This is a genomic window from Myroides marinus, assembly GCF_900109075.1.
Taxonomy (GTDB): Bacteria; Bacteroidota; Bacteroidia; order Flavobacteriales; family Flavobacteriaceae; genus Flavobacterium; species Flavobacterium marinum_A.
The window spans coordinates 33,469-56,169 of the sequence record NZ_FNYS01000008.1; the positions used below are offsets into that span (position 1 = coordinate 33,469).

Here is a 22,701-nt window from a genome sequence, read left to right on the forward strand (position 1 = left end):
GGATAGAACTATATAATTTATCTTTGGGGTTATAAATTTGCTTATTACAATAAATAAGATATGATCTCTTTAATAAGAGAATACATAACTACCACAATAGCTAACATCCATTTGATCATAATACCTTTTTTATAACACTTACATTTCTTCTTACTAAATCAAAACAGTATGCCCATACTTATTACCATCATTTATTGTGTCTAGTTTTTAAGATCTTGAAGAAATTAACAGCGATAGTAATTAGGTCATCTCCAACGTTCTTAAACAATAAATAGGGCATTCTATTCTAATTGATTTACCACAATTATTACGTTTATATTAAATTCAATAAAAACAATAATAATCAATCATTCAATAACAAAACAAACACCAACAAGGCAAATCATCAACCATTATTCAATATAACCAACATTATCTCATCAATTGAATTGTTTTGACAGAGCAAATATATAACAAATCACTAAGCAGTGACTTATAATTTTGTATTTTTGATAAAAATAATTTTCTTAGTTATTATGACAGAAAAAACAGGAAGAACTAGAGAGAGAAACAAAGAAAAAAGCAAAGAAGAATTACTTCAAGCAGTCGGAACTATATTAAAAGAAAAAGGTTACTCAGCCCTTAAAGTAAATGACATTGCTGCCACGGCAGGATTGGACAAAAAACTTATCTATAACTACTTTGGTGGTACTGAGCAACTACTAGATGAATATATCAATTCTCAATACTTCTGGAACAACATAGAACCTAATAAAGTATTAGAAGTAGCTAACAATGATGGTGGAAAAGAAATGGGTAAACAACTATTAGCAGAACAATATGATTTTGTCCAAAAAAACAAAGAATTCCAAAAGCTAATGTTATGGCAATTATCTGAAGACCGTGATTCACTTCGCAATATTGTAGAAAAACAAGAAGAAGTAGGTGAAGTTCTTTTTAAGAATGTATCAGACATACACTTTGGCGATAAAGCTACTGACTATCGTGCATTAATGGCTATCCTAGTTTCGGGTGCATACTACCTTAACCTATTCGCAGAACACAACGGCAGACACTTCTGTGGTATAGACTTACACAGCGAAGAGGGAAGACAACAGATTAAAGATGCGATGAACGCTGCTATAGATAAAATCTACGAAAAATAGTACCCTTTATAAAATAAAGAATGGGAGTAGAACTAATGTTTTACTCCCATTCTTTATTTATGGTAAATCATCTTTTTATTCTATACCCCTCTCCATTTCTAATTGAACAACTGTATCTACAAGTCCGAAACTCTTTAGTAAAGCATTTAGTTCTATAGAGCGCTCATCTACATTATTAACTGAGATTTCTTCTCCATTAAATACTTGAGCGACCTCTCCTATCAAAGCTTTTGCGTATCCCTTATTTCTGTAATTAGAATCAACAGCAAGTTGATATATACGATGTCTTAGTTGATTAAATACAATATAACCTACTAATTTATCTTCTACATATAAACCTAAACTATTGACCTCATCAAGTACTTGCTCAATAAGGGACTCACTACATTGATACGCTGGGGTAATATTCCAAAAAGGCTTTACTTCTGCCCATTTAATCAGGGATAGTGGCCTTATATCAAACGTTTCGCTTGATTGGATATCTTGTCTTAATATTCCGTCATAGCAGTTAAATCGTCTGGATACAGTAAATCCTAAACGTTGGTAAGAACTTATAGCGGCAATATTCTCCTCTATTACTTCTAATATAATTCTCTTGACTTTTCGCTGTTGAAAAACGGGCTCTAAAAAAGCGTACATTTTTTGAACTAATCCCTGCTTTCTATACCCTGGAATAACACCAGTACCTCCATTATAAGCTAATAGATGGTTATTTTCTAACTGAATACCATGTAGTATAAAGGCAACTAATCTTCCATTATTCTGTACTCCCACAGATAAGGACAGATCTACTTGTTCTGCATAGATCTTAAACTCCAGTTGTTCTAAGGTAAGTGAAAAAGGTTCTATATAATCCGCAAAGGAGTCATTGATGACATGATGAATTAAAGCTTTATCAATGTTTTCTAATGTAATAATCTGCATAATATCTTAGCTATATAAGCTAAAATATAGAAAACTTGTTGATCTATGATGTAGCAATCCCCTTTAAATGACTAATGCCATTGGTCAGAAACTATATCTATAAGATAAACTTATGTTTGCGATAATCACTTGGTGAATACCCTGTCACCTTTTTAAACAAACGAGTAAAGTAAGAAGGTGAATTATACTTTAATTCAAAAGCAATACCTGCTATATCTCGTGTTTTATCTTGAAGTAATATTTGACTATGCAAGATACTAATCTCATTAATCCACTGTTTAGGAGGCTTAGTAGTAGCCTCTTTTACACATTTATTGAGGTAGTTCTCCGAGATGTGAAGTAAGTTAGCATAAAACAGTACATTCTTGTGATCTATATGAAACTTCTGCACCAACTCTCTAAAGCGAAAGGCAATATCTAATTGTCTACTCATCGGTGTTTTCTTCTCCATATCCGCTCGTATCACCTTCATTAAGACAGTTTCTAACAAGGTCACACAAATCTCTACATCTCCTGTATCACTTAATGATTCTTCTTCTAATAAATCTAAGATTCTACTAACCCAGTTAGCATTGATATCATTCAGCTTCACATAAGGATTCATGGTAAAGAACTTCAAATCATTCGTTCCCAAAGAAATATCCGTTATAACTTCATTCTCATATACAATAAAATACCCTTTGATATCATCAGATATAGATAAAGTAGCTGTGATATTACCATTTTTTACATTGATGATTTCATTTTTAGTCAATGTATATGCACCACTATCTAAATACTGCATCATCTCCCCTTTTGTCAACATTATCATAAAGTTAAACGTTGTACGATAAGGGATTACAGGCATTAAAATACCTCTTAGATAGTCTTCTAAACGATAAACTTGTATTTTGCTTTCGTTTTTTAAATAACTATCGTCTAAATGAGGTAAAAACAACTTCTTATACTGATAGTTGTTTAATATTTCAATAGATGGTTTTGACATATTATAACCCTAATATTTTAAAGCAAATTTTACAAAATAGTTTCTTAATAATCAAGAAGATATAGCTAATATCTTGCCAATATTTCTTACTCTTTATTTTCTACCCCTTGCTCTGTTTCACTGTAAAACATTTTATTGATAAATTGATTGACACCCAACTCTTCTAACTTGAGTACAATCCACTTATCTAAACGCTTAATCGGATACATAACCCACATCGCAAATACAAACGGGAAAGTCAAGGTAGTCCATCCATACTTAATCATAAAGATATCAAAGTAAGTAGAAATAATCACACTGATTAGCACATACATACCTGCTCTTACTTTATCTTCTCCCATGGCTATACCACATAGTACAGCGTTAAAACTGAAGACTCCTTCATTAATCAAGGCGTTAGATGCATGACTACTGTGTGAAATATAAACACTCACAATAACTGCAACAAAGCCATACAGTGCCTGAATAGGACGACTGATAAATACTCCTAAAAAGAAGACTACCCCTGCAACAAAACTTCCTTGAAATAGAACTTGTCCAAAAGCATGTCCTTGAATTAAGAAGTCATCTAACTCTTCGATATCTACAAAGTGTTCAGGTACAGAGCGAATAGCCAAATCAGGAATACTCAAAATAAACAAGGATACCCATGTAAAGATCACAAATGGGAACGTATAGGCTGGTAACTCTCTCTTAATTGCCCAGTTCATAATTATTGTAGAAACAACAGAAGAAAGTAACATTAATACATATACCCAAATACTTGGTTCGAAGTAAAACATAAGGGCTACTCCAATCAAACAAGCATTAAAACCATATAGTCCATTCTCAATGTTCTGCCTATCAAAATTTAGAAGTTTAGCTGTTAGAATAGCCACTATATTACTCAGAGAGGCAGCTAATGCCATTTCTGTCGAATCGTAATAAATCGCTGCTAAAAACAGTATTCCTGTTATGGCATTTGCTTGTAACATAATTTGCCCAAAACCTCTAAAGAAAGCTTTAAAACAATGAACTATAAGTTCTTTCATAGTATTTTTTCTTTTGAATGTGTAAATGTGAACTAAAGGCGTTGTTCTAAAAACAACTCACCCCATAGTTTCTCTTGAATTTGTTGAAATATTGTATATAGCTTCTCAGCTCCCTGTCCTAATATTCTAATCATAAAGCCATCGCCTTCTAACTGGCTTATACCGAATTGGATATTTTCTCTCTCTCCGTACTGCTTATAGAAATACTCGATATACTCAAGTACAGACATCTTAGCTGTATTGTAATAAATCAAAGTCCCCTGATGTGTAAAGCCTTCTAATATTCCAATGCCTTGTATAGGCATCAAATCAGGTTGTAACAAGACGTTGTCTTTTACCTCTAATCTGCCGTTGACAAAAAGCTCTGTCAAGTTCTGAAAGTGATTATACTCAAATTCTTCTCCTGAGAGCTTTCTTCCACAAGTAATGATATCTGATAACAGAAAGTGACAATCCTCTTTCATTTCGACCTTATTATGGCTAATAAAGGTAGATGAGCTCTGAGGCACTACTGGATGTGGAACATAGGCAAATACACTTGTTCTTTCCATATTGATTAGTGTAGTCTGTGAAGACTTATTCTTCATATGGAATAAGCGTTGATAGGCCTGTGTCTGTAATTGAAGCTTGGTACCTTCTGCCAGGTTAATAGAGATGCGGTGATCATCGTTATCTAACAGCCCTGGAGAAGAACTCATAATCATCAAATAAGCTGCCTTATCGCGTTTATATTGCCCTACTGGTACTATTCGAAAAGGTTGAGTAACATAAGCATCTTTTAAATAAGATACTCCCTCACGTTGCTCAACTTTTATATCTAATGACGAAATCATATTATCTCAATAAATTAGGTTCTTCGATATCTTCTAATAAGGCGTATTTCTTAATCCAACCTACGATATCTTCTAATCCTTCTCCTGTTTTTAGGTTAGAGAATAAGAATGGAGCTCCTTTTCTCACACGTCTTGCATCAGTTTCCATCACATTTAAATCTGCACCTACATAAGGGGCTAAGTCCTTCTTATTGATAAGCAATAAATCTGAACGCGTAATAGCTGGTCCTCCTTTACTTGGCATTTTCTCTCCTTCTGCTACGTCTAGTACGAAGATGGTAATATCTGCCAAATCAGGGCTAAATGTAGACGATAGATTATCTCCTCCACTTTCGATAAAGATTAGCTCTAAATCAGGAAAGCGATCTGCTAATTCTTCCACTGCCTCTAAGTTCATACTTGCATCCTCGCGTATTGCAGTGTGAGGGCATCCTCCTGTTTCTACCCCGATAATTCTATCTTTAGGTAATAAACTATTCTTAGCCATAAACTCTGCATCTACACGTGTGTAAATATCATTAGTGATTACCGCTAAGTCATATTCGTTTAACAATCGACGACTCAATCGTTCTAACAGAGCTGTTTTACCTGATCCTACAGGTCCACCTACTCCTATTTTGATATATTTTCTATTTTCCATATTGTTGTGTTTACTTATGATAAATAAAGTCTTGAATAAAGGCGTTCGTGTTGCATACATCTGATATCAAAACCAATATTACACAGACCGATAAGATTTCTATCCATAACCAAAGACTCCTCACTTAGTTTAAGTAAGTCATCGTGTAGATAATACAGAATGTCTTGTCCATCTAATTGTCCTAATGGCACAAGCTTTACTGCATTAGTTACCATCCCTATAGCTGCATTATAGTAATAAGCGTGCATAGCCTCTACTAAAGGAATATTCATCACTGCAGCAAAAAGACCATACATAATACAATAGTGATTATAGGTTTGCTTTTGCTTAATCAGTTGTTCCCATTGCTCTACTACTGTATGCTCCTTGCTATATCTACTAAATATTTTGTACAAGCGAAGTCCTAATTTCTGACTCCCTTGTCTTATCTCCATTGGCCCTTTTAGCGCATTACATTCTTGATCTAATAAGATAAGCTCTGCAATATTCTCCTGTGCTGTAGCATCATAAGCCAGCTTCATCAATGCCGCATCATTATACTTGAGATTATACCACAGATTATGTCTTACATATTGATCTGCTGAGGCCTTATCACACACCATTCCATTTTGTACATAAGTCTCTAAACCATTAGAGTGAGTATATCCCCCTATTGGTAATGCAGGATCTGCTAAATGCAATAACCTTCCTAAAAATGCTTCTTGCATACTTTATAATTTTAATGATAAACCACCTTTAGGTGGGGTAAACGTGAACTTCTTATGCTGATTAAAATCAACATTTGCATTTAAAGGATTACACAACTGTTTTTGTACTATCTCTGCTTTGTAACCATTCTTTAAAAACCAATCATACATCGCTCTTTCATAAGGCATAAACACACTATTCCCCTCTGCAAAAAGTGGAGTGTGTTTATTCCCTACTTCATAAGCCACTAAACTTAAAACACTCAAGTCAGTAGTAGTAAAAGCAATAGCTTCACAAGGTAAAATAGAGACCATCACCACCTTGTGCCTATCTTCATATAGAATATCTCCATGCTTTAGATCTTGTCCCTTGCCTAAAAAGCGAATAGCGATATCCTCTCCATCTGCCGTCACAAGACGCTGGATGCGCTTAGAAGTCTGATACCATTCTATGTACAGATAATCTATATGCTGTTCTATTTCCTGAGCAGTACTATTTCGAATTGCCTGTGTTACTACCATTTTTACTAAAAGGTGAGAATACAAGTAGTTTTACTTTCTTGTATTCTCGGTTTGGTTTGTTTGCTTGTTGTTTATTGTTGTTGTTCCTATTATAGACTTAAAACAAGAAGTATCTCTGACCTAAAGCTACCTCATCAATTGGTTGACAAGTAATCTTTTTACCATCTATACTTACCTCGTAATTCTCTGGATTAACTGTAATCTCCGGAGTAGCACTATTGTGTATCATATTCTCTTTAGAGATATTACGACAGTTCTTTACAGGAAGTAGTGTACGAGCTACTCCATATTCCTCTTGAATACCTTTCTCTAATGACACCTGAGATACAAAGTTGAAACAAGTCTGAGTCACTGCTTTTCCTAATCCTCCATACATTGTTCTCAAAATAATAGGTTGAGGAGTTGGAATAGATGCATTAGCATCTCCCATTTTAGAAGCAGCAATCATACCTCCTTTGATAATCATCTCTGGTTTTGCTCCAAATAATGCTGGTTTCCAAATTACTAAGTCAGCTATCTTACCTGGCTCGATAGAACCGATATAGTTAGATACTCCATGAGCGATAGCAGGATTGATTGTATATTTAGCTACATAACGTTTAGCGCGGAAGTTATCATTTCCAGTTCCTTCATCTTCTGTTAGACTACCGATTTGTTTTTTCATCTTATCAGCAGTCTGCCAAGTTCTGGTAACTACCTCACCCACACGTCCCATCGCTTGTGAGTCAGAACTCATAATACTAAACACTCCTTGATCTTGTAAGATGTCCTCCGCTGCAATCGTCTCAGGACGAATACGTGAATCAGCAAAAGCTACGTCTTCAGGAATATCCTTGCTCAAGTGGTGACATACCATAAGCATGTCTAAGTGCTCATCGATAGTATTCTTTGTAAATGGACGAGTTGGGTTAGTTGACGCAGGTAACACATTAGGATACATTGCTGATTTGATAATATCTGGTGCATGTCCTCCTCCAGCTCCTTCTGTGTGGAAAGTATGGATAACACGTCCATTAATCGCTTGCATTGTATCTTCTAAGAAACCTCCTTCATTTAAAGTATCTGTATGTATAGCTACTTGTACATCATATTTATCTGCTACAGATAAAGCTCTATCAATAGTAGCTGGTGTAGCTCCCCAGTCTTCGTGAATCTTCACTCCTAATGCACCTGCCTCTATTTGCTCGATAATAGGTTCTTCTGATCCTACATTTCCTTTCCCAAAGAAACCAAAGTTCATTGGCAAGTGATCTACTGCCTGCATCATGCGCTTCATGCTCCATTTACCAGGTGTTACAGTAGTAGCATTCGTTCCATCTGCAGGACCTGTACCACCACCAATCATTGTAGTTACACCGCTGTATAGTGCTGTTTCTATCTGTGTTGGGCTGATATAGTGAATGTGAGTATCTATACCCCCTGCTGTAACGATAAATCCTGCTCCTCCGTGTACCTCTGTAGATGCACCGATAATCATATTAGGAGATACACCATCCATTGTATCTGGATTACCTGCTCTACCTACTCCTACTATTTTACCATCTTTAATACCGATATCTCCTTTTACGATTCCCCAGTGATCAATGATGATTGCACCTGTGATAACCATATCTAATACACCTTCTTCACTTAAGTGATTAGAAGACTGCATCATTCCATCGCGTACTGTTTTTCCTCCACCGAACTTGCTCTCATCTCCATAACTTGCGAAGTCTTTCTCTACTTCGATAATAATCTCTGTATCTCCTAAGCGCACTCTATCTCCTACTGTAGGTCCGAAGATTGCACTGTAATTTGCTCTACTAACTTTTAAACTCATTATGATCTGTTTTTAAAGTATTGTTTCTCCACTTTTTTCATTGCCTTAGCTTTAGCCTCTTCTGAGATTGTCTCTCCATTAGCAAGGTCGTTGTGTCCGTATATCTTGCGCTCTCCAGCATAAGGTACTAAGTCAACTTCTTTCTCTTCTCCTGGCTCAAAACGAACAGCTGTACTGGCAATAATGTTTAGGCGTTTACCAAATGCTGCTGCACGGTCAAACTCCATCATCTTATTCACTTCAAAAAAGTGATAGTGAGAACCTACCTGTATCGGTCTATCTCCTTTATTTACAACTGTAATAGTGGTAATCTCTCTACCTTCATTACAGATAACATCTTCCTCTTTAATAAAATATTCTCCTGGAACCATTGTTTACTGAATTAAATTAACGAATAGGATTATGTACAGTCACAAGTTTAGTCCCATCAGGGAAAGTAGCCTCTATCTGAACATCGTGAATCATCTCTGCAATACCTTCCATCACATCCTCACGTGTTAATAATGTAGCACCATACTGCATTAAATCTGCTACTGTTCTACCATCTCTTGCAGCCTCTAAAAGCTCACTACTGATATAAGCTATCGACTCAGGGTAATTTAATTTTAACCCTCTTGCCTTGCGCTTCTTAGCTAATTCACCAGCTAAGTGCAAAAGCAACTTTTCCGTTTCTCTCGGTAATAAATGCATATATTTTTTAATTAAAATTGAACAATAGATTAGTTCCCGACACAACTGTATCAGTTCTATAGATTGAATAAATTTGCAACTAAGACCATACCACAATTGACTGTGGTACAAAAAAGATTAGACTAAACCGTGAGGAATCTTAAAGGATTGATACAATAAGTATTTTGCTCTATGCTGTTGCAGATAAGCAGAAGTTTGTTGTTTCCCAAAAAATGGTGTGGTTATGTCTAAATCAAAAACTGATGTTAGAAGAAAGCTAAATACATCACCCAGCTCTATTCTGTCTGAATTATTGTCTTGAGCATCGACAGAACTCATTAGCTCTACCTCTACTTCTGTTTGACAATATACTTTGCACGAGTCCTTCTTACATACTTGATCAGATACTGAAGTTTTATCTGATGTAGTATAACCCAACTTTACTTCTCCCTTTTGACTTGCAAATGTCAAGCCAAATTGAGATAGGAAAAAACACAAAACGATAAGACGAAATAATGCTTTCATAAAAGAGTTATACCTTATTTTTAATTACACAACAAAGATAACTCCTATCTCTTGTTCTGAATAGCACAAATCTTGACTATACTACCATTAAATAGGTAATCAGTATCGCATTTACTGATTAGGAAACGCTATTTTTCTGTTTGTTTTAATATTTTTGAAGCAAACACAATTAAATTATGAAAACACACAACTACAAAGCTACTATTGAATGGACAGGTAACAAGGGTACAGGGACTGATAACTACAAGAACTACGAAAGAGATCACACTATTTCAATTGAGCATAAACCTACTATATTAGGTTCATCTGATCCTGCCTTTAGAGGAGATAAGACCAGACATAATCCAAAAGATATGTTTGTTTCTTCCCTATCTTCTTGTCATATGTTGTGGTACTTACATTTTTGTTCTGTCAATAATATTATTGTGGAAGAATACACAGATACTGTTACAGGTATTATGGCGGAAGAAAAAGATGGCAAAGGGTACTTTACAGAGGTTACTTTAAACCCAAGAGTTGTTGTATCTGATATAAGTATGATAGAGAAAGCTATAGAACTTCACCACCAGGCAAATAAATACTGCTTTATCGCTAATTCAGTTAACTTCTCTGTTAAACACAACCCTATAGTTGTTATTAAAGAGTAAACTAAGAAATACGAAGTTAACAAAAACCCCGTTAGGATTATAAACAAGTCCTTATGAAACCTTACTCAACATTATATTTAAAGTACTTTTTATTTACATTATTTAGTCTTTTTATTTCAGCTATAAACTATGCACAAGACTCAATACTAATCAATGATATAAAAGATAAGCAAATAGTAGCATTAGGTGACGCTAGTCATTCAGACTACACTTCTAGTTTACTAAGAGTAGAGTTAATTAAAAAATTAATAGAAGAACATAATTTTAAATCTATCGTTTTAGAATCTAACCTATTTGAAGTTTACCAAGCTTTTGAACAGTATAAGATAACAAATAGCATCGAAACAATTAACGATGCTATTTTTCTTGTTATGAGAAATGAGGCCCTTAATGACTTGTTTATGTATCTAAAAGAACAAAATGATTTAGGCAATCCTATAAAAGTATTTGGATTTGACTCTTCATTTTCAGCTACAGACTCTAATACAGTATTTATCAATGCTATAAAAGAAAACACTAATTATAATAATCTGAACTGTTCTGATATTTCTGATTCTGAGTTTGCAAAACACTTTAAAATGTTAACTCATACTAATTTGAAAGCCCTTCTAAGAAGTAAAAAAGATTACAATGTAGTTTATAACTATCTAATGTGTCAGCTACAGAAAAACAACAGTCATTCTATAATAAACCAAGCTTTATCTAATATTACTAAAACAATACAAGCGCGATATGACAAAGTTGATTCAGATAATTTTAGAGATCAATTAATGTATGAAAACATTGTATTTTTAAAAAAACTATACCCTAATGAAAAGATGATACTATTTGGGTCATCTACTCATTTTATAAAGACTCCTAAGGCTATTGAGTCATCCTTTATGCAAAACAATAGAATTACTTTAGGAGCATTATTAACTAAGCATTTCAGCGATCAATATTCATTTATTGCTTATACAGCAATTAATGGTAACTCTTTAGGTTTTTATAAGAAGAAATATAAATTAAAACAAGCACCTCAAGGTTCAATTGAAAATACCGTTGCACTAAGTCCTAATACTATTTATTTAAACAAACAAAGTACTCTTCTACAAACAGCTAAGTCTTCTCGACTACTAGGAAACACGTTTATAAATATGAATATTAACGAAGTTGTAGATGGGTTAGTTCTAATTAAAGATAACAACCTTTAATTAGAGTTAGATCTGGAACAAACACTAAGCCTAAAGGTTTTCAACTTATCTTGTCTAATTATAACTATACAGTAATAATAGAATTAAAAGATAATTAAGCACAACAGTAATGAGAACTCAGACATATTGCATCACTTGAATTAGTCTATTTCTCTATCAAAAAACCTCAACAGAGATAAGCTCCATTGAGGTTTTATATATTAGAGAAAGAACACTGAGTTCAGTTCCTTGTTTCCTGTTTTCTAAAAATTATATCCTAAAGACACCATCACATTACGAGGTGCTCCTGCAAATACCCTTGTATAATCAAATCCTCCAAGGAAATAGTATTTGTCAAAGATATTATTCACATTCACAGATAGTTTAAACTTGTCTAAGTGGTAATATAACGCTGCATTAGCTGTAGTATAAGCTGGTAAATATCCCCATTGCGCATTACCTTGTGCATCTTTACCTACACTCTCACTTAATCTTCTCTGATCTACATAATATACACCAGCCCCAAATCCTAATCCCTTAAGTGCCGTATCTGAAAATACATACTTAAGCCATACACTTGCAGAGTTTTTAGGTGCTCCAGGTAACAACTGTCCTTCTTCTGATGCGATAGCAGACTCTTTTACTTGTGTATCATTATAAGTATAGTTCGCCATAATCTGGAACTCTTTAGTAATCTGCCCTCTCATATCAAGTTCTACTCCTTGAGAAATCACTCTTCCTGATTGTCTATAGACTGGTAAACCAGCTTCTGTCAACTGCCCTGTTCCGATTAGCATATCTCTTCTCTCAATTCTAAACAAAGACAAGTCCATTTGCAATTGATTATCTAAAAAACCTGTTTTTAGTCCAGTCTCCACTTGGAAGCTCTTCTCTGATTTAAAAGCACTATCTGCCCCATAATCTTTATAGTTAGCAACAAAGTTCGCAGATACAGGTACATACCCTTGAGAGTAGCTTGCGAAATAGTTAATCTTATCATTGATTAAGTATGTTAACCCAACTCTTGGCAACCACACATTCTGAGTAGCTGTAAAAGGTGTTTTAGCATCTGTACTCTCTGATTTATAACTCTCATGTCTTAATCCCAACACCATTTTTAGTCTCTCACCTACAGAGATTTGATCTTGTACATAGATACCCGTACTCTTATATGGACTCATAAAAGGATATTGAGTATTTGATCTCCATACGTAATTATTGATATCAGCTCCTTGATATACAGGGTTGTTCATATCAAATGTTAGTGGCACCACTTCTCCATTTTCTTTCTTGCTACGTGCCTCTCTTTGGTAACTGTTTTTATCGCCTTTATACTGCGCATAATCAACACCTACTACAATATGATGGTCTATATTCTTACCATATTTATCCCATTTTAAATACGATACAAAGTTATCCGTGTACTCCTTCCCGTGACGGTCAAAGAAGCGCAAGTTAACAATAGTATTCTGTGGTGGGTTAGCATATGTATTTAGCGTTCTATGCTCGTTTAAGTCTTCCTCATAGATAGACTTCATGTAGTTTACATGTAAGTTTAGGTTATCTGTAATACGTTGAGTTAAACGCCCACTTAGTGTTGTTGTCTTAGTTTTAAAGTAATCAGAAGGTTGACTTAATGTAAAAGTACGTGGCAAAGCATATAAGTTTCCTCCTTTTGTACTCATTCCTCGATCCAAATATCCGTTGAACTGATCAAATACTAAATCCACATCAAAAGTAGTTCCCTCTATAGGTTTAAACGTAAATGATGGAGCTACCGCAAAGTTCTTGCGATTATTGATATCTCTAAAAGTTTTAGAACTCTCATACCCCGCATTTAAACGGTATAAAATCTTTTTATCCTTATCGATAGGACCACCTACATCTACTGTTGTTCTTAAAGTCTCAAAACTACCTGCCGAAAAGTTAACTAATCCTCTGTGGTTTTCTAAAGGTTTTTTAGTCACCATATTGATAGTTCCTCCTGGTGCAATATCTCCAAATAAAGAAGCTCCTGGTCCTTTTAGTACTTCGATACTCTCAAAGTTAATCGTCATAGGAGAACGGTAATAACTCTCTCCAAAACCATAAGCAGAGCGCATTCCATTGATTAATCTGATACCGTTGTCATAACCACTTTTAAAACCGCGAATAACAAACTCGTCATATACAGAAGCCTGTGTCACACCTGCCAAATCAGGGATTACATCAGCAACTTGAAACACTTGCTTGTCTTCCATTAACTCACTCGAAACAATAGAAATAGACTGAGGCAAGTCTTTAATTCTTCCATTGTACTTTCCTCCTAAAACTGTTGAATTAGTCAAATAAGAGTTATTTCTTCTCGAAGTAACTACAATCTCATCCAATTGACTGGCATCCTCTTCTAATTTTATTACAAATCCTGCTTTATAGCTTTCTTCTGTAAGCGCTATCTCCTTTGATTTATATCCCATAGCATTAATCTGTAATACTAATGGAAACTGTACTTGATCTATAGTAGCAAATTCACCTTTAGCATCAGTTTGCTCTATTTGATTACCAATGCTAACAGTAGCATAAGCTACAGGATTATTCTTTTCTCCTACAAGACGCCCAAATACTCGCTGAGAAGTTTGAGCAATAGTTAGGTAAGGAAGTAATAGCGAAGCTGCTATAATTCCTGATTTGTATAAATATGTTTTCATTTATAATGTGTTATTTAATTTGGGGGAATGAATTGGTTAACTGATAAACTGTAAAATCGTAAACTGTTCACGGTTAACTGTAAACTGTAAACCGTTAACTGTAAACCATTAAACCACCCTATCCATATGAAGTGTTTCAAACTCTCCATACATCGTAGTGGTCACTAACTCAAAGCCCTGTTTTTGCCAATACTCAAAAGCACCAGTCAAAAAAGGGTGTGTATGTAAGTAAAGTACTTCTATCCCTTTTTGGCCTGCCTGTTCTAAAAGAGCCTGAAATAACTTTGTTGCTAATCCAGATCTTCTATACGCTGGCTCTACAAAAAGACGGGCCACCTCTACTGTACGTTTATCTTTATAATCTAAATAATCAAATCGGTAATCATAAGGCATCATTCCTATCACACCAATTAGCTTATTATGCTGATCTCTTGCTTGTAGAAAACAACCATCAGGATGTAAAAGATATGTCTGTTCAAAATCCAGAAGGTCTCGGGGGACTATAGTACTGTCTAACATAGGAAAAAGACCTATTCTGAATGCTTTGACATATTCTTTTATATACTCAGCTTGGTTAAGCTCTACTGCGCTAATCTGAATGTTCATCATACCAATTAAATTAAGGGCATAAACATTGTTTTACCTTGATTATCTATACGGTGTAAGGGCAATTGATACGTTGTTTCTAACAATTGGTGTAATTCCTCCCCTTGTACCTCTTGTATATCGATTAACTGTTTCTCTTGCATTAAGTAAAAGCGCTCTCCATACATAAAGGCAAGATTAGGATCATGCATGACACACAGCACCGTTGTTCCCTCTTCAGCCAACTGCTTAATACACTTAAGTACTGCTACTTGATAATGTAAGTCTAAGTGATTGGTTGGTTCATCTAACATTAATACCTCTGGCTTTTGTACCAATACGCGACAAAGCAAAACAAGTTGACGCTCTCCTCCTGACAATGAAGTATAGGGTTTGTTTATCAAATGAGACAACCCAAAGCGAGATAAGATTCCTTCTACTTCTTCAAAATCTTGTTCTGAAGGAGAGAATTTGGCAAACGAAGCTCTACCTGTCAAAATCACCTCTTTTACAGTAAAGGGGAAAGTAGTCTGGTGAAACTGATTTAAGAAACCAATACGGATGTGTTGTTCCTTACCTGGTTTAATCATTCTGCGCTCTTGTCCATCAAAGGACACTGAACCTTCATACTTTTTCTCTAAACCCGCTAAGATGTTAAACATCGTAGACTTCCCACTTCCATTTCGCCCTAATATGATAGATAGTTTTCCTTGTTCAAATGAAGCGTTTACTCTATCCAACACAATCTCTTTCCCATAAGAAAAGGATAGATCATTAATGTGAATTAACTGTTTCATACACTCCAACTGGTTAAACTTTTCTTCATCAAGTAAATAAATATTGGCGCACCAATAATCATCGTAAACACTCCTACTGGTATTTCAAACGGCATTACAGCACGTGAGAAATCATCAATCAACAATAAGAATGATCCTCCAATGCTAATATTCGCCCAAACACCAATATTGTTATTTGGCCCAAATATCATTCTACTCATATGAGGGACAATAAGTCCAAATAAACTAATCACCCCTACTGCAGCTACAGAAGAAGCTGTAATCATCGTAGCCACACAGATAAGCACTAACTTTAGATACTTAGGGTTTACCCCTACTGCTAAAGCTTCGTTATCTCCAAGAGATAGTAGATTTAGCTTCCATCGCAATAGTACAATAATGAACAAACCAATCAGTATGGGTGCAAATGCTGTATTTACTTTTGACCAAGATGCGGTGTGTAAATTACCCATGGTCCACTGCACTATAGCCTGTAACTTATAAGGATCGCTCATATACTGCAACAAGGTTAAAAGTGCGGTAAACACCCCTGATACAATAATTCCGGACAGAACCATACTTACTATAGAAGTACGACTCCCTACATAGGATACTGTATAGGTTAATACTACTGCGCATATACCAAAGGCAAAAGCAGATAAATTAATCGATATAAAAGGAAATAACATAGCTAAGGCTGCTCCAAAGGCTGCTCCTGAAGAAATCCCTAAAGTAAAGGGGTCAACGATAGGATTGCGAAAAATAGCTTGTAACACTCCTCCTGACACGGCAAGAGAAGCTCCTACTAAGAAGGTCAAGATAATACGTGGCAAACGCACTTTCCACAAAATAGTCTCTATGGGATCTGTTGAAAGTTCAGTGCTATTAATCAACTTGACAATATGACTAAACAATTCTGCAGGTGATAAATTACCTGTAGTCCCAAGCATTAGAGAACCTATTAGTAACCAAATAGGAATAATCCACAATAACCCAACTTTAATGCTATATCTCATATATACGCTTACTTCTGACTTTTTGTATTGTATAATATATTCATCGCTTCATCCAAATCTGCTTTTAAAGCATCTTCTGTGTACTCTGGATAACTCCATTGGCGTACTTGCTTAGCGAATAACAAGAACTTCACTGTATGTGGGTCATACAAGAATGAAGGCTTCATTACTTTTACTTGTTTATTCACTACCGCTGGTAGATTAGCTAATTCGCTTAGTCCATATACATCGCTTTCATTAGAATTCCAAAGAAGGATAATATCAGGATTCCACTTATACAACATCTCTGCTCCAATATTAGGTGCCTGCATTTCTAAAGGGCAAGCATTTAAAGCTCCAGATAAAGTGATAGCCTTATCCATAAGTGTACCTTTACCTGAAGTAGATAATACACGTCCTTTAGACCATGCGTAGTACACTTTCTTTTGATTTTCAATCTTAGTAGCTTTCATTTCGGCTACTTCTTTCTCTATATAATCTGCTATAGTATTAGCGCGCTCTGATTGACCAAGTAGTGCTCCTATTCCTTTAAGTTCTTTGATAATTCCCTCTTGGTCTTCACTTGCAATTGTATACACTGCTATTCCCAAGTCTTCTAACTGAGCTACAGCCTCAGCATCTTGATCAAAAGTAATCACAAGATCTGGCTGTAAGCCTATGATAGCTTCTACATTAGACGACCCTCCACCAAAAGTAGGTGTTGCAATCTCCTTCTTAGCCATACGGTTATCTAAGGTAGACAGGAACTCAAAGGTATCTTCGTTTAAATAGATCTGTTGAGGAATTCCTACAAGCTTCTCTTGAGCATCTAACATAAATACGTCATCTACCAAGGCTTCATATAGCGCTACCACACGAGTAGCTGGTTTTGATAATTTCACTTCTTTACCACGGCTATCAATAGCAGATACAGCAGTATCCGTTGATTCTGCAGTAGGTGTAGTTGTACTTTGTTTACAAGATTGTAATAATCCTACCACAACTAATAGTGATAATAAATATCTTAGTTTCATAAATAATATTATAGTTTACGGTGTACGGTTCACGGTTGACAGTTGACGGTGTACAGTTGACAGTTGACGGTATACGGTGTACAGTTTACCTGTGAACTGTGAACTGTTAACCTCTATCTCCTCTTTTTAAGTAAATTCTTTGCAAGTAGTTGTTTCTTTACTAATACAATTCGAGTAGTGAACTTAGCAACTAATTGCTCATAGAGGTTTCCGTCATAAGGCACTAAGAATGTATTGTCTTTTTCAATAAATACAGGCAAATGTCTATTGCCTATATAAAAAGAAAAGTCAGCTACTTCTTCTGCTTTATCAGAAATGAACTGTATAGTTTGCGTAGGTTTAATTGCCAATTGAGCTATCAATACCCCTTCGCTATACAACTTATCTCCCTGACTCCACTCTCTATTTTCTTCCTTTAGTAAATGAAGTTCAACCCCATTTGTTGTCAATCGATGAAATAGATGCTTCTGTGTTTCGAACCATTCGATTTCGAATACATCTATTCCTTGAGTGATTTCCTCACACGGCTGAACATCATCTATATAAATAGTTTGTTGCATTAGCTGTTTACTCTGCTTCGTTTGCTTTTTTAGCTTTCACGCGTTCTTTTAACCACTCACACCATTGATCAATTCCTTCACCATTAGTAGTACTGATAGTCAATACTTCAATGTTAGGGTTTACCTCTCTGGCATCTTTAGTTACATTCTCTACTGTAAAAGGAACATAAGGAAGTAAGTCAGCTTTAGACACCAACATTAATTCGCTGGTTAAGAACATACGTGGATACTTCTTAGGTTTATCATCTCCCTCTGTAGTCGCTAACAACGTTACTCTATAATCCTCTCCTAAGTCAAAAGCTGATGGACATAGTAAGTTACCTACGTTCTCTATAAACAATAAGTCTGTATCTTCTAAGTCGATGTGATCTAATGCTTGAAGAATCATTTGTGCTTCGATATGACACATACCACCTGTAACGATTTGAAGAGCATTTAACCCTACTTCTTTCATACGCACAGCATCTCTATCTGTCTCTGGGTCTCCCACTAATACAGATATTTTAAGGTCTTTACCTAAGCGCTTACCTGTTTCTTGCATTAAGGTAGTTTTACCAGATCCAGGAGAAGAACAAACATTAATAACACAAACGTTTTTTAAGCGTTCTCTAATAGCATTTGCAACAAAGTCATTTGCTTTTAATAAGTGTAAGGTAGTATTATCACATTGTAATGATCCTACGCGGTTTCCTAAACTTTTTGGATTAGATGCCATAAATAATGATTTATAATGATTGTTTAAATATTACTTTAGAAATATATAGTTCGTTGCCTTGCACAATATCTGTTGATGGGGTACCACACTCACAGACAAATCGGTGATACTCTACCTTAAAATCCTTATCGCAACTATGACAGTGCGCAATGATATCATTTACCACTACTTCTAATTCCATATCTCTGTAAATTAGATTGTCTGCGATAAACGCATCAAAAGCATTCTGTATCAACACAGGTTGTACATTAGATAACAACCCTGCTGTAACCTGTATTTTCTGGATATCCTCTACCTTAGCCTCATAATGCTCTTCAAGGGTAGAAAAGATATCTTTCACGATTGACAATTCATGCATCGCTTAACGTTTTTAATTCTATATAAAACTCTACTATATCAGATAAAAAAGTATCTACAATTTTTAGACCCTTTTTTTGCTTGACTATCAACTGGAAGTAATTCGCCTTAGTCAAAACCTTTTATTAGTGTGGATTCTCGCTGATCAAGTCAGTACTATTCTTTTCGGTTTGAATAGACACTAATTACACTTTTCTGTACTAAACACTCTTAAGTAGCATTCTCAAGAAAAGTGCTTGATAATAATCTCAAATCAGCTATACATTAGCTATTTCTGCATTATTAACGGGGCAAATGTAGTAAGTGTTTCTCTACAAGAATAGCACAAATCTTGACTATACTACCATAAAATAGGCATTTACATTTCTTTAAGAATCCCTATATCCTCAAAGAAAATACTCTTATACAAACAAATAAAAAGAAGTCAAAAGTTTCCTTTTCTTCTTAATTTTGCTTTTTAACTAAATGAAATAGCATGAAGGTCAAAGACAAAGTAGTCGATATAGAAACAAATGAAGAATATATCATCAAGGATATCATAGAGAAAAACAAGTTTATACCTGAGGATTTATATAAGCTTACTTCTATAACTACTAAGAAAGAAATTCAAGTATTTAAAAGTACTTTCGAAAGTAGTTTTAAATAGTCTCTAAGGTATCTTACGTCTATAAATCAAAACAAGGATATCGCATCTCTGCAATATCCTTGTTTTGATTTCAAATACCACTAATGACAGTTGACTTCTATTTTATTCTTTCTTATTCCCTTTAATTCTTCTGTTGTAATCTCGAAATGCAAAAACGAGTAGTAAGATATAACCTCCATAGATTAAATACTTCTTATCGCCAATTTGTTCTAAAAATTCCTTTGTTCGATTTCTTTGTAATTCAGGAATGACTTCATTTGTCAAAGGATCGATAATTTCAATATTATCAAAAAACTCTAAATGTTTATTATGATATATTTCATTGATAAAGAGTATTTCATCACTAAACAATAACGTCTCTCCACGTTTTGTCAAAAGCAATTCTAATATCCTAATATAACTCGAGTACTCCATATTTTTACCTAATACAATCTTTACCCCTTCTTTCTGATTTTCTAATTTATCTATCGTTTCCACAATATTTTGTACAACAGCAGCATCTCCAATAAGAGTGCTATTCAACTCGAATACTGTAAAATTAATTTCATCAAATGGAACTTCTGAATAAAGTGTACAAGGACCAATTTCTGGGAAGTAAACATTAATTGCTCCATAAGTTTTATAAGCATTTATATACCCAAAATACCACATACACATCATCGGCAACAATATGATGCTAAACATTCCTGGTATATAATACTTTTTCATCATAATCTTTATAATTTACCCAAACTGAGCTTCTAATAGTTCTTCTTCTGTGAGTCCTACTAAATCTGCAATAAAGGAGATAACCATCTTTCTAAATTCTTGTTCATTTATGGTATTAGGATCTCTTCTACTCTTAAAATAGTTATTCATCACCATTTGTTTTACCAATTCGCCCACAGTCTCTACCTTAAACTCTTTTGCATTTGAATAAATAATCCAGTAAGACAACAACCAAATAAAACCTATTAGCATTGCAAAATACATAGAGATAAAAACAGAAACTACTGTCCCTAAAAAAACAAGCCACAAGAAAAGGCTTAACTCTGCTGTTGGCTTTAATACTTTCAGTTCAAATCCTAGCTCACTCTCTATACTCCCAATTGTAGCTATGCGATTTTCACGACTTATAAGGTTTTCTAATTGACTAGAAGGTGTTATGACAGCTCCATCTGCATACTTTTGGAGAACTGATTTTAGTTTATAAAAAGCTTGTTGAGAAGTACAATCTTCTTTGTTCTCTTTTGAAATAGGAGCACAAATAACATCTATCAGCTCAGCAATACTTTTTACATTTGTAAAAGCATCATTAGCATAAGTAAAGCCATAATCTTTTTCAAAATGCATAATAGCTAACTCTAAATCCTCATATCCTTCTCCTTCAAAAACATATGGTCCCTTATCTTTCCCCATAACAAACTGTAATTTAAACAACTAAATTACTAATTAATTATCTAACTACGACGTTCCTCTTCTTAAACACCAGAGATGCTGTCCTGCATCAAAATTATTGGACAGTTCTTAGACAATAACCAATGTTTACTTGAGTAGAGCTATTGTTTGCCCAACAATTGTCTAATTATTGACCTGTTACTCTCCAACAAAACAATTTGAGTTTATACCTTAATCTGCTCGATAGTATTTATCATCGAAAATAGAATCGTTATTGTTCATTAAGCATTGAACATTCTTTCTGAACAATTATAACCTTATCACTATTCTTAGCAATCTCTCTTCCAAAAGCAGAGATAGTATCTAACAGAGGAATTAGTGTTTGTCCAAACTTAGACAATTCATACTCAACACGCAATGGTGGTTTATCAGTTAGCACCGTACGAATAACTACTCCATCTGCTTCCAATTCTTTCAACTGCAAGCTTAGAGTTCGCTCTGTGATATTGCCCAACTCTTTTCGAAGTTCGCTATATCTCTTTTTATCTCTTAGGTGTATCAGGATTGCTGCTTTCCATTTACCACCTATAAATCTCATAGCAACACTTGTGCTACAAGGATAATCTTTATCGTCTATACTATACATCAGTTACTATACATTTTGACCGTTATTGCAAAGATAAAATACTATACTTAAGTTTGCAACTATACAAATGATAGTTTAATTTAATACATTAAAAAATGAGTTTTTTAGAAATTGCAAAGAGTAGATACACCACTAAAAAATATGATCCTACTAAAAAAGTAAGCGGAGACAAAGTAGAACAGTTAAAAGAAATCTTACAACTAAGCCCTTCTTCAATCAATAGTCAACCTTGGAAATTTACCATTGTAACTAGTTCTGAAGTAAAAGATCTACTAGCTACTAAATCAGCTTTTAACGAGCAAAAGATAAAAGAGGCAAGTCATCTTGTCGTTTTTCACGTTATCAGCACAAAAGAAGGTTTTGAACAATTGCGTATGGCAAATGCAGCTGAAGGTTCTAAGATGTATTACAACAATTTCTTAAAACCTAGATCAGAAGAAGAGGTTACAGCTTGGTTAAAAAATCAAGTTTATATTTCTCTAGGTTTTTTCTTAGCTGCTTGTGGAACCATGGGAATTGATGCAACTCCGATGGAAGGGATTGACAATTTAGAGTTTGACAAAATCCTTAATCAAGACGGGACTTACAAAAGCACTTTTGCAGTAGCAATCGGTTACAGAGATACAGAAGATACTAATCAACCTTCTCACACACCAAAAACTAGAGCAGAACAAAAAGCTATTATCGAAATCAGATAATCAACTCATAAATGCTATTTTTGGACA

Annotated in this window: 27 protein-coding genes; 5 read left to right on the forward strand and 22 right to left on the reverse strand. The window is 34.7% G+C overall.

From position 1 onward, the window contains the following. Positions 1 to 515: 515 nt before the first annotated feature. Positions 516 to 1,145, forward strand: coding sequence for a TetR/AcrR family transcriptional regulator (locus BMX53_RS09840; protein ID WP_074746064.1), 630 nt, complete (start codon positions 516 to 518; stop codon positions 1,143 to 1,145). A gap of 75 nt (positions 1,146 to 1,220) precedes the next feature. On the opposite strand, the gene BMX53_RS09845 is transcribed toward BMX53_RS09840, so the two are convergent. The 11 genes from BMX53_RS09845 to BMX53_RS09895 form a co-directional block, all read right to left on the reverse strand. After that, positions 1,221 to 2,069 (reverse strand): GNAT family N-acetyltransferase, encoded by an 849-nt coding sequence (locus tag BMX53_RS09845; protein WP_074746065.1) that lies wholly within the window; start codon positions 2,067 to 2,069, stop codon positions 1,221 to 1,223. Positions 2,070 to 2,166: 97 nt separating this feature from the next. Further along, positions 2,167 to 3,054 (reverse strand): helix-turn-helix domain-containing protein, encoded by an 888-nt coding sequence (locus BMX53_RS09850; protein ID WP_074746067.1) that lies wholly within the window; start codon positions 3,052 to 3,054, stop codon positions 2,167 to 2,169. 86 nt (positions 3,055 to 3,140) lie between these two features. Beyond that, on the reverse strand, positions 3,141 to 4,085 hold the full coding sequence (locus tag BMX53_RS09855; protein WP_074746069.1) for an urea transporter: 945 nt from the start codon (positions 4,083 to 4,085) through the stop codon (positions 3,141 to 3,143). Between the two features lie 32 nt (positions 4,086 to 4,117). After that, positions 4,118 to 4,918, reverse strand: coding sequence for an urease accessory protein UreD (locus BMX53_RS09860; protein ID WP_074746071.1), 801 nt, complete (start codon positions 4,916 to 4,918; stop codon positions 4,118 to 4,120). 1 nt (position 4,919) lies between these two features. Continuing rightward, entirely contained in the window at positions 4,920 to 5,558 is a 639-nt protein-coding gene (ureG, locus tag BMX53_RS09865; protein WP_038988108.1) for an urease accessory protein UreG, read from the reverse strand. A 14-nt stretch (positions 5,559 to 5,572) separates the two neighbouring features. Next, entirely contained in the window at positions 5,573 to 6,265 is a 693-nt protein-coding gene (locus BMX53_RS09870; RefSeq protein WP_074746073.1) for an urease accessory protein UreF, read from the reverse strand. Positions 6,266 to 6,268: 3 nt separating this feature from the next. Further along, positions 6,269 to 6,766 (reverse strand): urease accessory protein UreE, encoded by a 498-nt coding sequence (locus BMX53_RS09875; protein ID WP_074746075.1) that lies wholly within the window; start codon positions 6,764 to 6,766, stop codon positions 6,269 to 6,271. A gap of 97 nt (positions 6,767 to 6,863) precedes the next feature. After that, a complete protein-coding gene (gene ureC / locus BMX53_RS09880) occupies positions 6,864 to 8,585 on the reverse strand; it encodes an urease subunit alpha (protein ID WP_074746077.1) in 1,722 nt (573 codons plus the stop codon). Then, complete coding sequence (ureB, locus tag BMX53_RS09885; protein ID WP_038988104.1) at positions 8,585 to 8,956, reverse strand: urease subunit beta; 372 nt, start codon at positions 8,954 to 8,956, stop codon at positions 8,585 to 8,587. Before ureB ends, ureC begins: the two co-directional genes overlap by 1 nt. A gap of 16 nt (positions 8,957 to 8,972) precedes the next feature. Continuing rightward, entirely contained in the window at positions 8,973 to 9,275 is a 303-nt protein-coding gene (ureA, locus tag BMX53_RS09890) for an urease subunit gamma (RefSeq protein ID WP_038988103.1), read from the reverse strand. Between the two features lie 117 nt (positions 9,276 to 9,392). Next, entirely contained in the window at positions 9,393 to 9,779 is a 387-nt protein-coding gene (locus BMX53_RS09895) for a hypothetical protein (protein ID WP_074746079.1), read from the reverse strand. A 176-nt stretch (positions 9,780 to 9,955) separates the two neighbouring features. On the opposite strand from BMX53_RS09895, the gene BMX53_RS09900 reads away from it, so the two are divergent. After that, positions 9,956 to 10,426 carry an OsmC family protein gene (locus BMX53_RS09900; protein ID WP_074746081.1) on the forward strand — a complete coding sequence of 157 codons (471 nt, stop codon included), beginning with the start codon at positions 9,956 to 9,958 and terminating at the stop codon, positions 10,424 to 10,426. A gap of 53 nt (positions 10,427 to 10,479) precedes the next feature. Then, complete coding sequence (locus BMX53_RS09905; protein WP_074746082.1) at positions 10,480 to 11,619, forward strand: erythromycin esterase family protein; 1,140 nt, start codon at positions 10,480 to 10,482, stop codon at positions 11,617 to 11,619. A 242-nt stretch (positions 11,620 to 11,861) separates the two neighbouring features. Here the strand turns inward: BMX53_RS09905 and BMX53_RS09910 are convergent, their stop codons facing one another. The 8 genes from BMX53_RS09910 to BMX53_RS09945 all read right to left on the reverse strand — a co-directional run bounded on the left by BMX53_RS09910 (position 11,862) and on the right by BMX53_RS09945 (position 19,308). Next, complete coding sequence (locus BMX53_RS09910) at positions 11,862 to 14,285, reverse strand: TonB-dependent receptor (RefSeq protein ID WP_074746084.1); 2,424 nt, start codon at positions 14,283 to 14,285, stop codon at positions 11,862 to 11,864. A 108-nt stretch (positions 14,286 to 14,393) separates the two neighbouring features. After that, entirely contained in the window at positions 14,394 to 14,894 is a 501-nt protein-coding gene (locus tag BMX53_RS09915; RefSeq protein ID WP_244154496.1) for a GNAT family N-acetyltransferase, read from the reverse strand. 5 nt (positions 14,895 to 14,899) lie between these two features. Then, complete coding sequence (locus BMX53_RS09920; protein ID WP_063175206.1) at positions 14,900 to 15,667, reverse strand: ABC transporter ATP-binding protein; 768 nt, start codon at positions 15,665 to 15,667, stop codon at positions 14,900 to 14,902. Beyond that, complete coding sequence (locus tag BMX53_RS09925) at positions 15,664 to 16,662, reverse strand: FecCD family ABC transporter permease (RefSeq protein ID WP_038988096.1); 999 nt, start codon at positions 16,660 to 16,662, stop codon at positions 15,664 to 15,666. The genes BMX53_RS09920 and BMX53_RS09925 overlap by 4 nt, the downstream gene beginning before the upstream one ends. 8 nt (positions 16,663 to 16,670) lie before the next feature. After that, a complete protein-coding gene (locus tag BMX53_RS09930) occupies positions 16,671 to 17,675 on the reverse strand; it encodes an ABC transporter substrate-binding protein (protein WP_063175205.1) in 1,005 nt (334 codons plus the stop codon). 113 nt (positions 17,676 to 17,788) lie between these two features. Next, positions 17,789 to 18,235, reverse strand: coding sequence for an urease accessory protein UreE (locus BMX53_RS09935; RefSeq protein WP_063175204.1), 447 nt, complete (start codon positions 18,233 to 18,235; stop codon positions 17,789 to 17,791). A gap of 7 nt (positions 18,236 to 18,242) precedes the next feature. After that, positions 18,243 to 18,950 carry a hydrogenase nickel incorporation protein HypB gene (hypB, locus tag BMX53_RS09940; protein WP_063175203.1) on the reverse strand — a complete coding sequence of 236 codons (708 nt, stop codon included), beginning with the start codon at positions 18,948 to 18,950 and terminating at the stop codon, positions 18,243 to 18,245. Between the two features lie 10 nt (positions 18,951 to 18,960). Further along, positions 18,961 to 19,308: a hydrogenase maturation nickel metallochaperone HypA/HybF gene (locus BMX53_RS09945; RefSeq protein ID WP_038988093.1), complete on the reverse strand. Its 348-nt coding sequence runs from the start codon at positions 19,306 to 19,308 to the stop codon at positions 18,961 to 18,963. Between the two features lie 474 nt (positions 19,309 to 19,782). Here BMX53_RS09945 and BMX53_RS19105 point away from each other — a divergent pair, with 474 nt between their 5' ends. Further along, positions 19,783 to 19,953 carry a hypothetical protein gene (locus BMX53_RS19105; protein ID WP_165589531.1) on the forward strand — a complete coding sequence of 57 codons (171 nt, stop codon included), beginning with the start codon at positions 19,783 to 19,785 and terminating at the stop codon, positions 19,951 to 19,953. 102 nt (positions 19,954 to 20,055) lie between these two features. Here the strand turns inward: BMX53_RS19105 and BMX53_RS09950 are convergent, their stop codons facing one another. From BMX53_RS09950 to BMX53_RS09960, 3 genes are all read right to left on the reverse strand, one after another. Then, positions 20,056 to 20,664, reverse strand: a complete 609-nt coding sequence (locus tag BMX53_RS09950; RefSeq protein ID WP_063175202.1) for a hypothetical protein — start codon at positions 20,662 to 20,664, stop codon at positions 20,056 to 20,058. A 12-nt stretch (positions 20,665 to 20,676) separates the two neighbouring features. Beyond that, on the reverse strand, positions 20,677 to 21,351 hold the full coding sequence (locus BMX53_RS09955; RefSeq protein WP_063175201.1) for a hypothetical protein: 675 nt from the start codon (positions 21,349 to 21,351) through the stop codon (positions 20,677 to 20,679). Positions 21,352 to 21,601: 250 nt separating this feature from the next. Continuing rightward, positions 21,602 to 21,976, reverse strand: coding sequence for a winged helix-turn-helix transcriptional regulator (locus BMX53_RS09960; RefSeq protein ID WP_063175200.1), 375 nt, complete (start codon positions 21,974 to 21,976; stop codon positions 21,602 to 21,604). A 95-nt stretch (positions 21,977 to 22,071) separates the two neighbouring features. Here BMX53_RS09960 and BMX53_RS09965 point away from each other — a divergent pair, with 95 nt between their 5' ends. After that, positions 22,072 to 22,674, forward strand: coding sequence for a nitroreductase family protein (locus tag BMX53_RS09965; protein ID WP_074746088.1), 603 nt, complete (start codon positions 22,072 to 22,074; stop codon positions 22,672 to 22,674). The last annotated feature ends 27 nt before the right edge of the window (positions 22,675 to 22,701 follow it).

What these genes read in the sequence shown, in the direction of transcription:
- BMX53_RS09960 (WP_063175200.1), bottom strand. Translation starts at nt 21,976, where the DNA reads ATGTATAGTATAGACGATAAAGATTATCCTTGTAGCACAAGTGTTGCT.
- ureB (WP_038988104.1), bottom strand. Translation starts at nt 8,956, where the DNA reads ATGGTTCCAGGAGAATATTTTATTAAAGAGGAAGATGTTATCTGTAAT.
- BMX53_RS09930 (WP_063175205.1), bottom strand. Translation starts at nt 17,675, where the DNA reads ATGAAACTAAGATATTTATTATCACTATTAGTTGTGGTAGGATTATTA.
- BMX53_RS09955 (WP_063175201.1), bottom strand. Translation starts at nt 21,351, where the DNA reads ATGGGGAAAGATAAGGGACCATATGTTTTTGAAGGAGAAGGATATGAG.
- ureG (WP_038988108.1), bottom strand. Translation starts at nt 5,558, where the DNA reads ATGGAAAATAGAAAATATATCAAAATAGGAGTAGGTGGACCTGTAGGA.
- BMX53_RS09855 (WP_074746069.1), bottom strand. Translation starts at nt 4,085, where the DNA reads ATGAAAGAACTTATAGTTCATTGTTTTAAAGCTTTCTTTAGAGGTTTT.
- BMX53_RS09860 (WP_074746071.1), bottom strand. Translation starts at nt 4,918, where the DNA reads ATGATTTCGTCATTAGATATAAAAGTTGAGCAACGTGAGGGAGTATCT.
- BMX53_RS09910 (WP_074746084.1), bottom strand. Translation starts at nt 14,285, where the DNA reads ATGAAAACATATTTATACAAATCAGGAATTATAGCAGCTTCGCTATTA.
- BMX53_RS09895 (WP_074746079.1), bottom strand. Translation starts at nt 9,779, where the DNA reads ATGAAAGCATTATTTCGTCTTATCGTTTTGTGTTTTTTCCTATCTCAA.
- BMX53_RS09965 (WP_074746088.1), top strand. Translation starts at nt 22,072, where the DNA reads ATGAGTTTTTTAGAAATTGCAAAGAGTAGATACACCACTAAAAAATAT.
- ureA (WP_038988103.1), bottom strand. Translation starts at nt 9,275, where the DNA reads ATGCATTTATTACCGAGAGAAACGGAAAAGTTGCTTTTGCACTTAGCT.
- BMX53_RS19105 (WP_165589531.1), top strand. Translation starts at nt 19,783, where the DNA reads ATGAAGGTCAAAGACAAAGTAGTCGATATAGAAACAAATGAAGAATAT.
- BMX53_RS09950 (WP_063175202.1), bottom strand. Translation starts at nt 20,664, where the DNA reads ATGATGAAAAAGTATTATATACCAGGAATGTTTAGCATCATATTGTTG.
- BMX53_RS09915 (WP_244154496.1), bottom strand. Translation starts at nt 14,894, where the DNA reads ATGATGAACATTCAGATTAGCGCAGTAGAGCTTAACCAAGCTGAGTAT.
- ureC (WP_074746077.1), bottom strand. Translation starts at nt 8,585, where the DNA reads ATGAGTTTAAAAGTTAGTAGAGCAAATTACAGTGCAATCTTCGGACCT.
- BMX53_RS09850 (WP_074746067.1), bottom strand. Translation starts at nt 3,054, where the DNA reads ATGTCAAAACCATCTATTGAAATATTAAACAACTATCAGTATAAGAAG.
- BMX53_RS09870 (WP_074746073.1), bottom strand. Translation starts at nt 6,265, where the DNA reads ATGCAAGAAGCATTTTTAGGAAGGTTATTGCATTTAGCAGATCCTGCA.
- BMX53_RS09840 (WP_074746064.1), top strand. Translation starts at nt 516, where the DNA reads ATGACAGAAAAAACAGGAAGAACTAGAGAGAGAAACAAAGAAAAAAGC.
- BMX53_RS09945 (WP_038988093.1), bottom strand. Translation starts at nt 19,308, where the DNA reads ATGCATGAATTGTCAATCGTGAAAGATATCTTTTCTACCCTTGAAGAG.
- BMX53_RS09905 (WP_074746082.1), top strand. Translation starts at nt 10,480, where the DNA reads ATGAAACCTTACTCAACATTATATTTAAAGTACTTTTTATTTACATTA.
- BMX53_RS09920 (WP_063175206.1), bottom strand. Translation starts at nt 15,667, where the DNA reads ATGAAACAGTTAATTCACATTAATGATCTATCCTTTTCTTATGGGAAA.
- BMX53_RS09900 (WP_074746081.1), top strand. Translation starts at nt 9,956, where the DNA reads ATGAAAACACACAACTACAAAGCTACTATTGAATGGACAGGTAACAAG.
- hypB (WP_063175203.1), bottom strand. Translation starts at nt 18,950, where the DNA reads ATGGCATCTAATCCAAAAAGTTTAGGAAACCGCGTAGGATCATTACAA.
- BMX53_RS09845 (WP_074746065.1), bottom strand. Translation starts at nt 2,069, where the DNA reads ATGCAGATTATTACATTAGAAAACATTGATAAAGCTTTAATTCATCAT.
- BMX53_RS09935 (WP_063175204.1), bottom strand. Translation starts at nt 18,235, where the DNA reads ATGCAACAAACTATTTATATAGATGATGTTCAGCCGTGTGAGGAAATC.
- BMX53_RS09875 (WP_074746075.1), bottom strand. Translation starts at nt 6,766, where the DNA reads ATGGTAGTAACACAGGCAATTCGAAATAGTACTGCTCAGGAAATAGAA.
- BMX53_RS09925 (WP_038988096.1), bottom strand. Translation starts at nt 16,662, where the DNA reads ATGAGATATAGCATTAAAGTTGGGTTATTGTGGATTATTCCTATTTGG.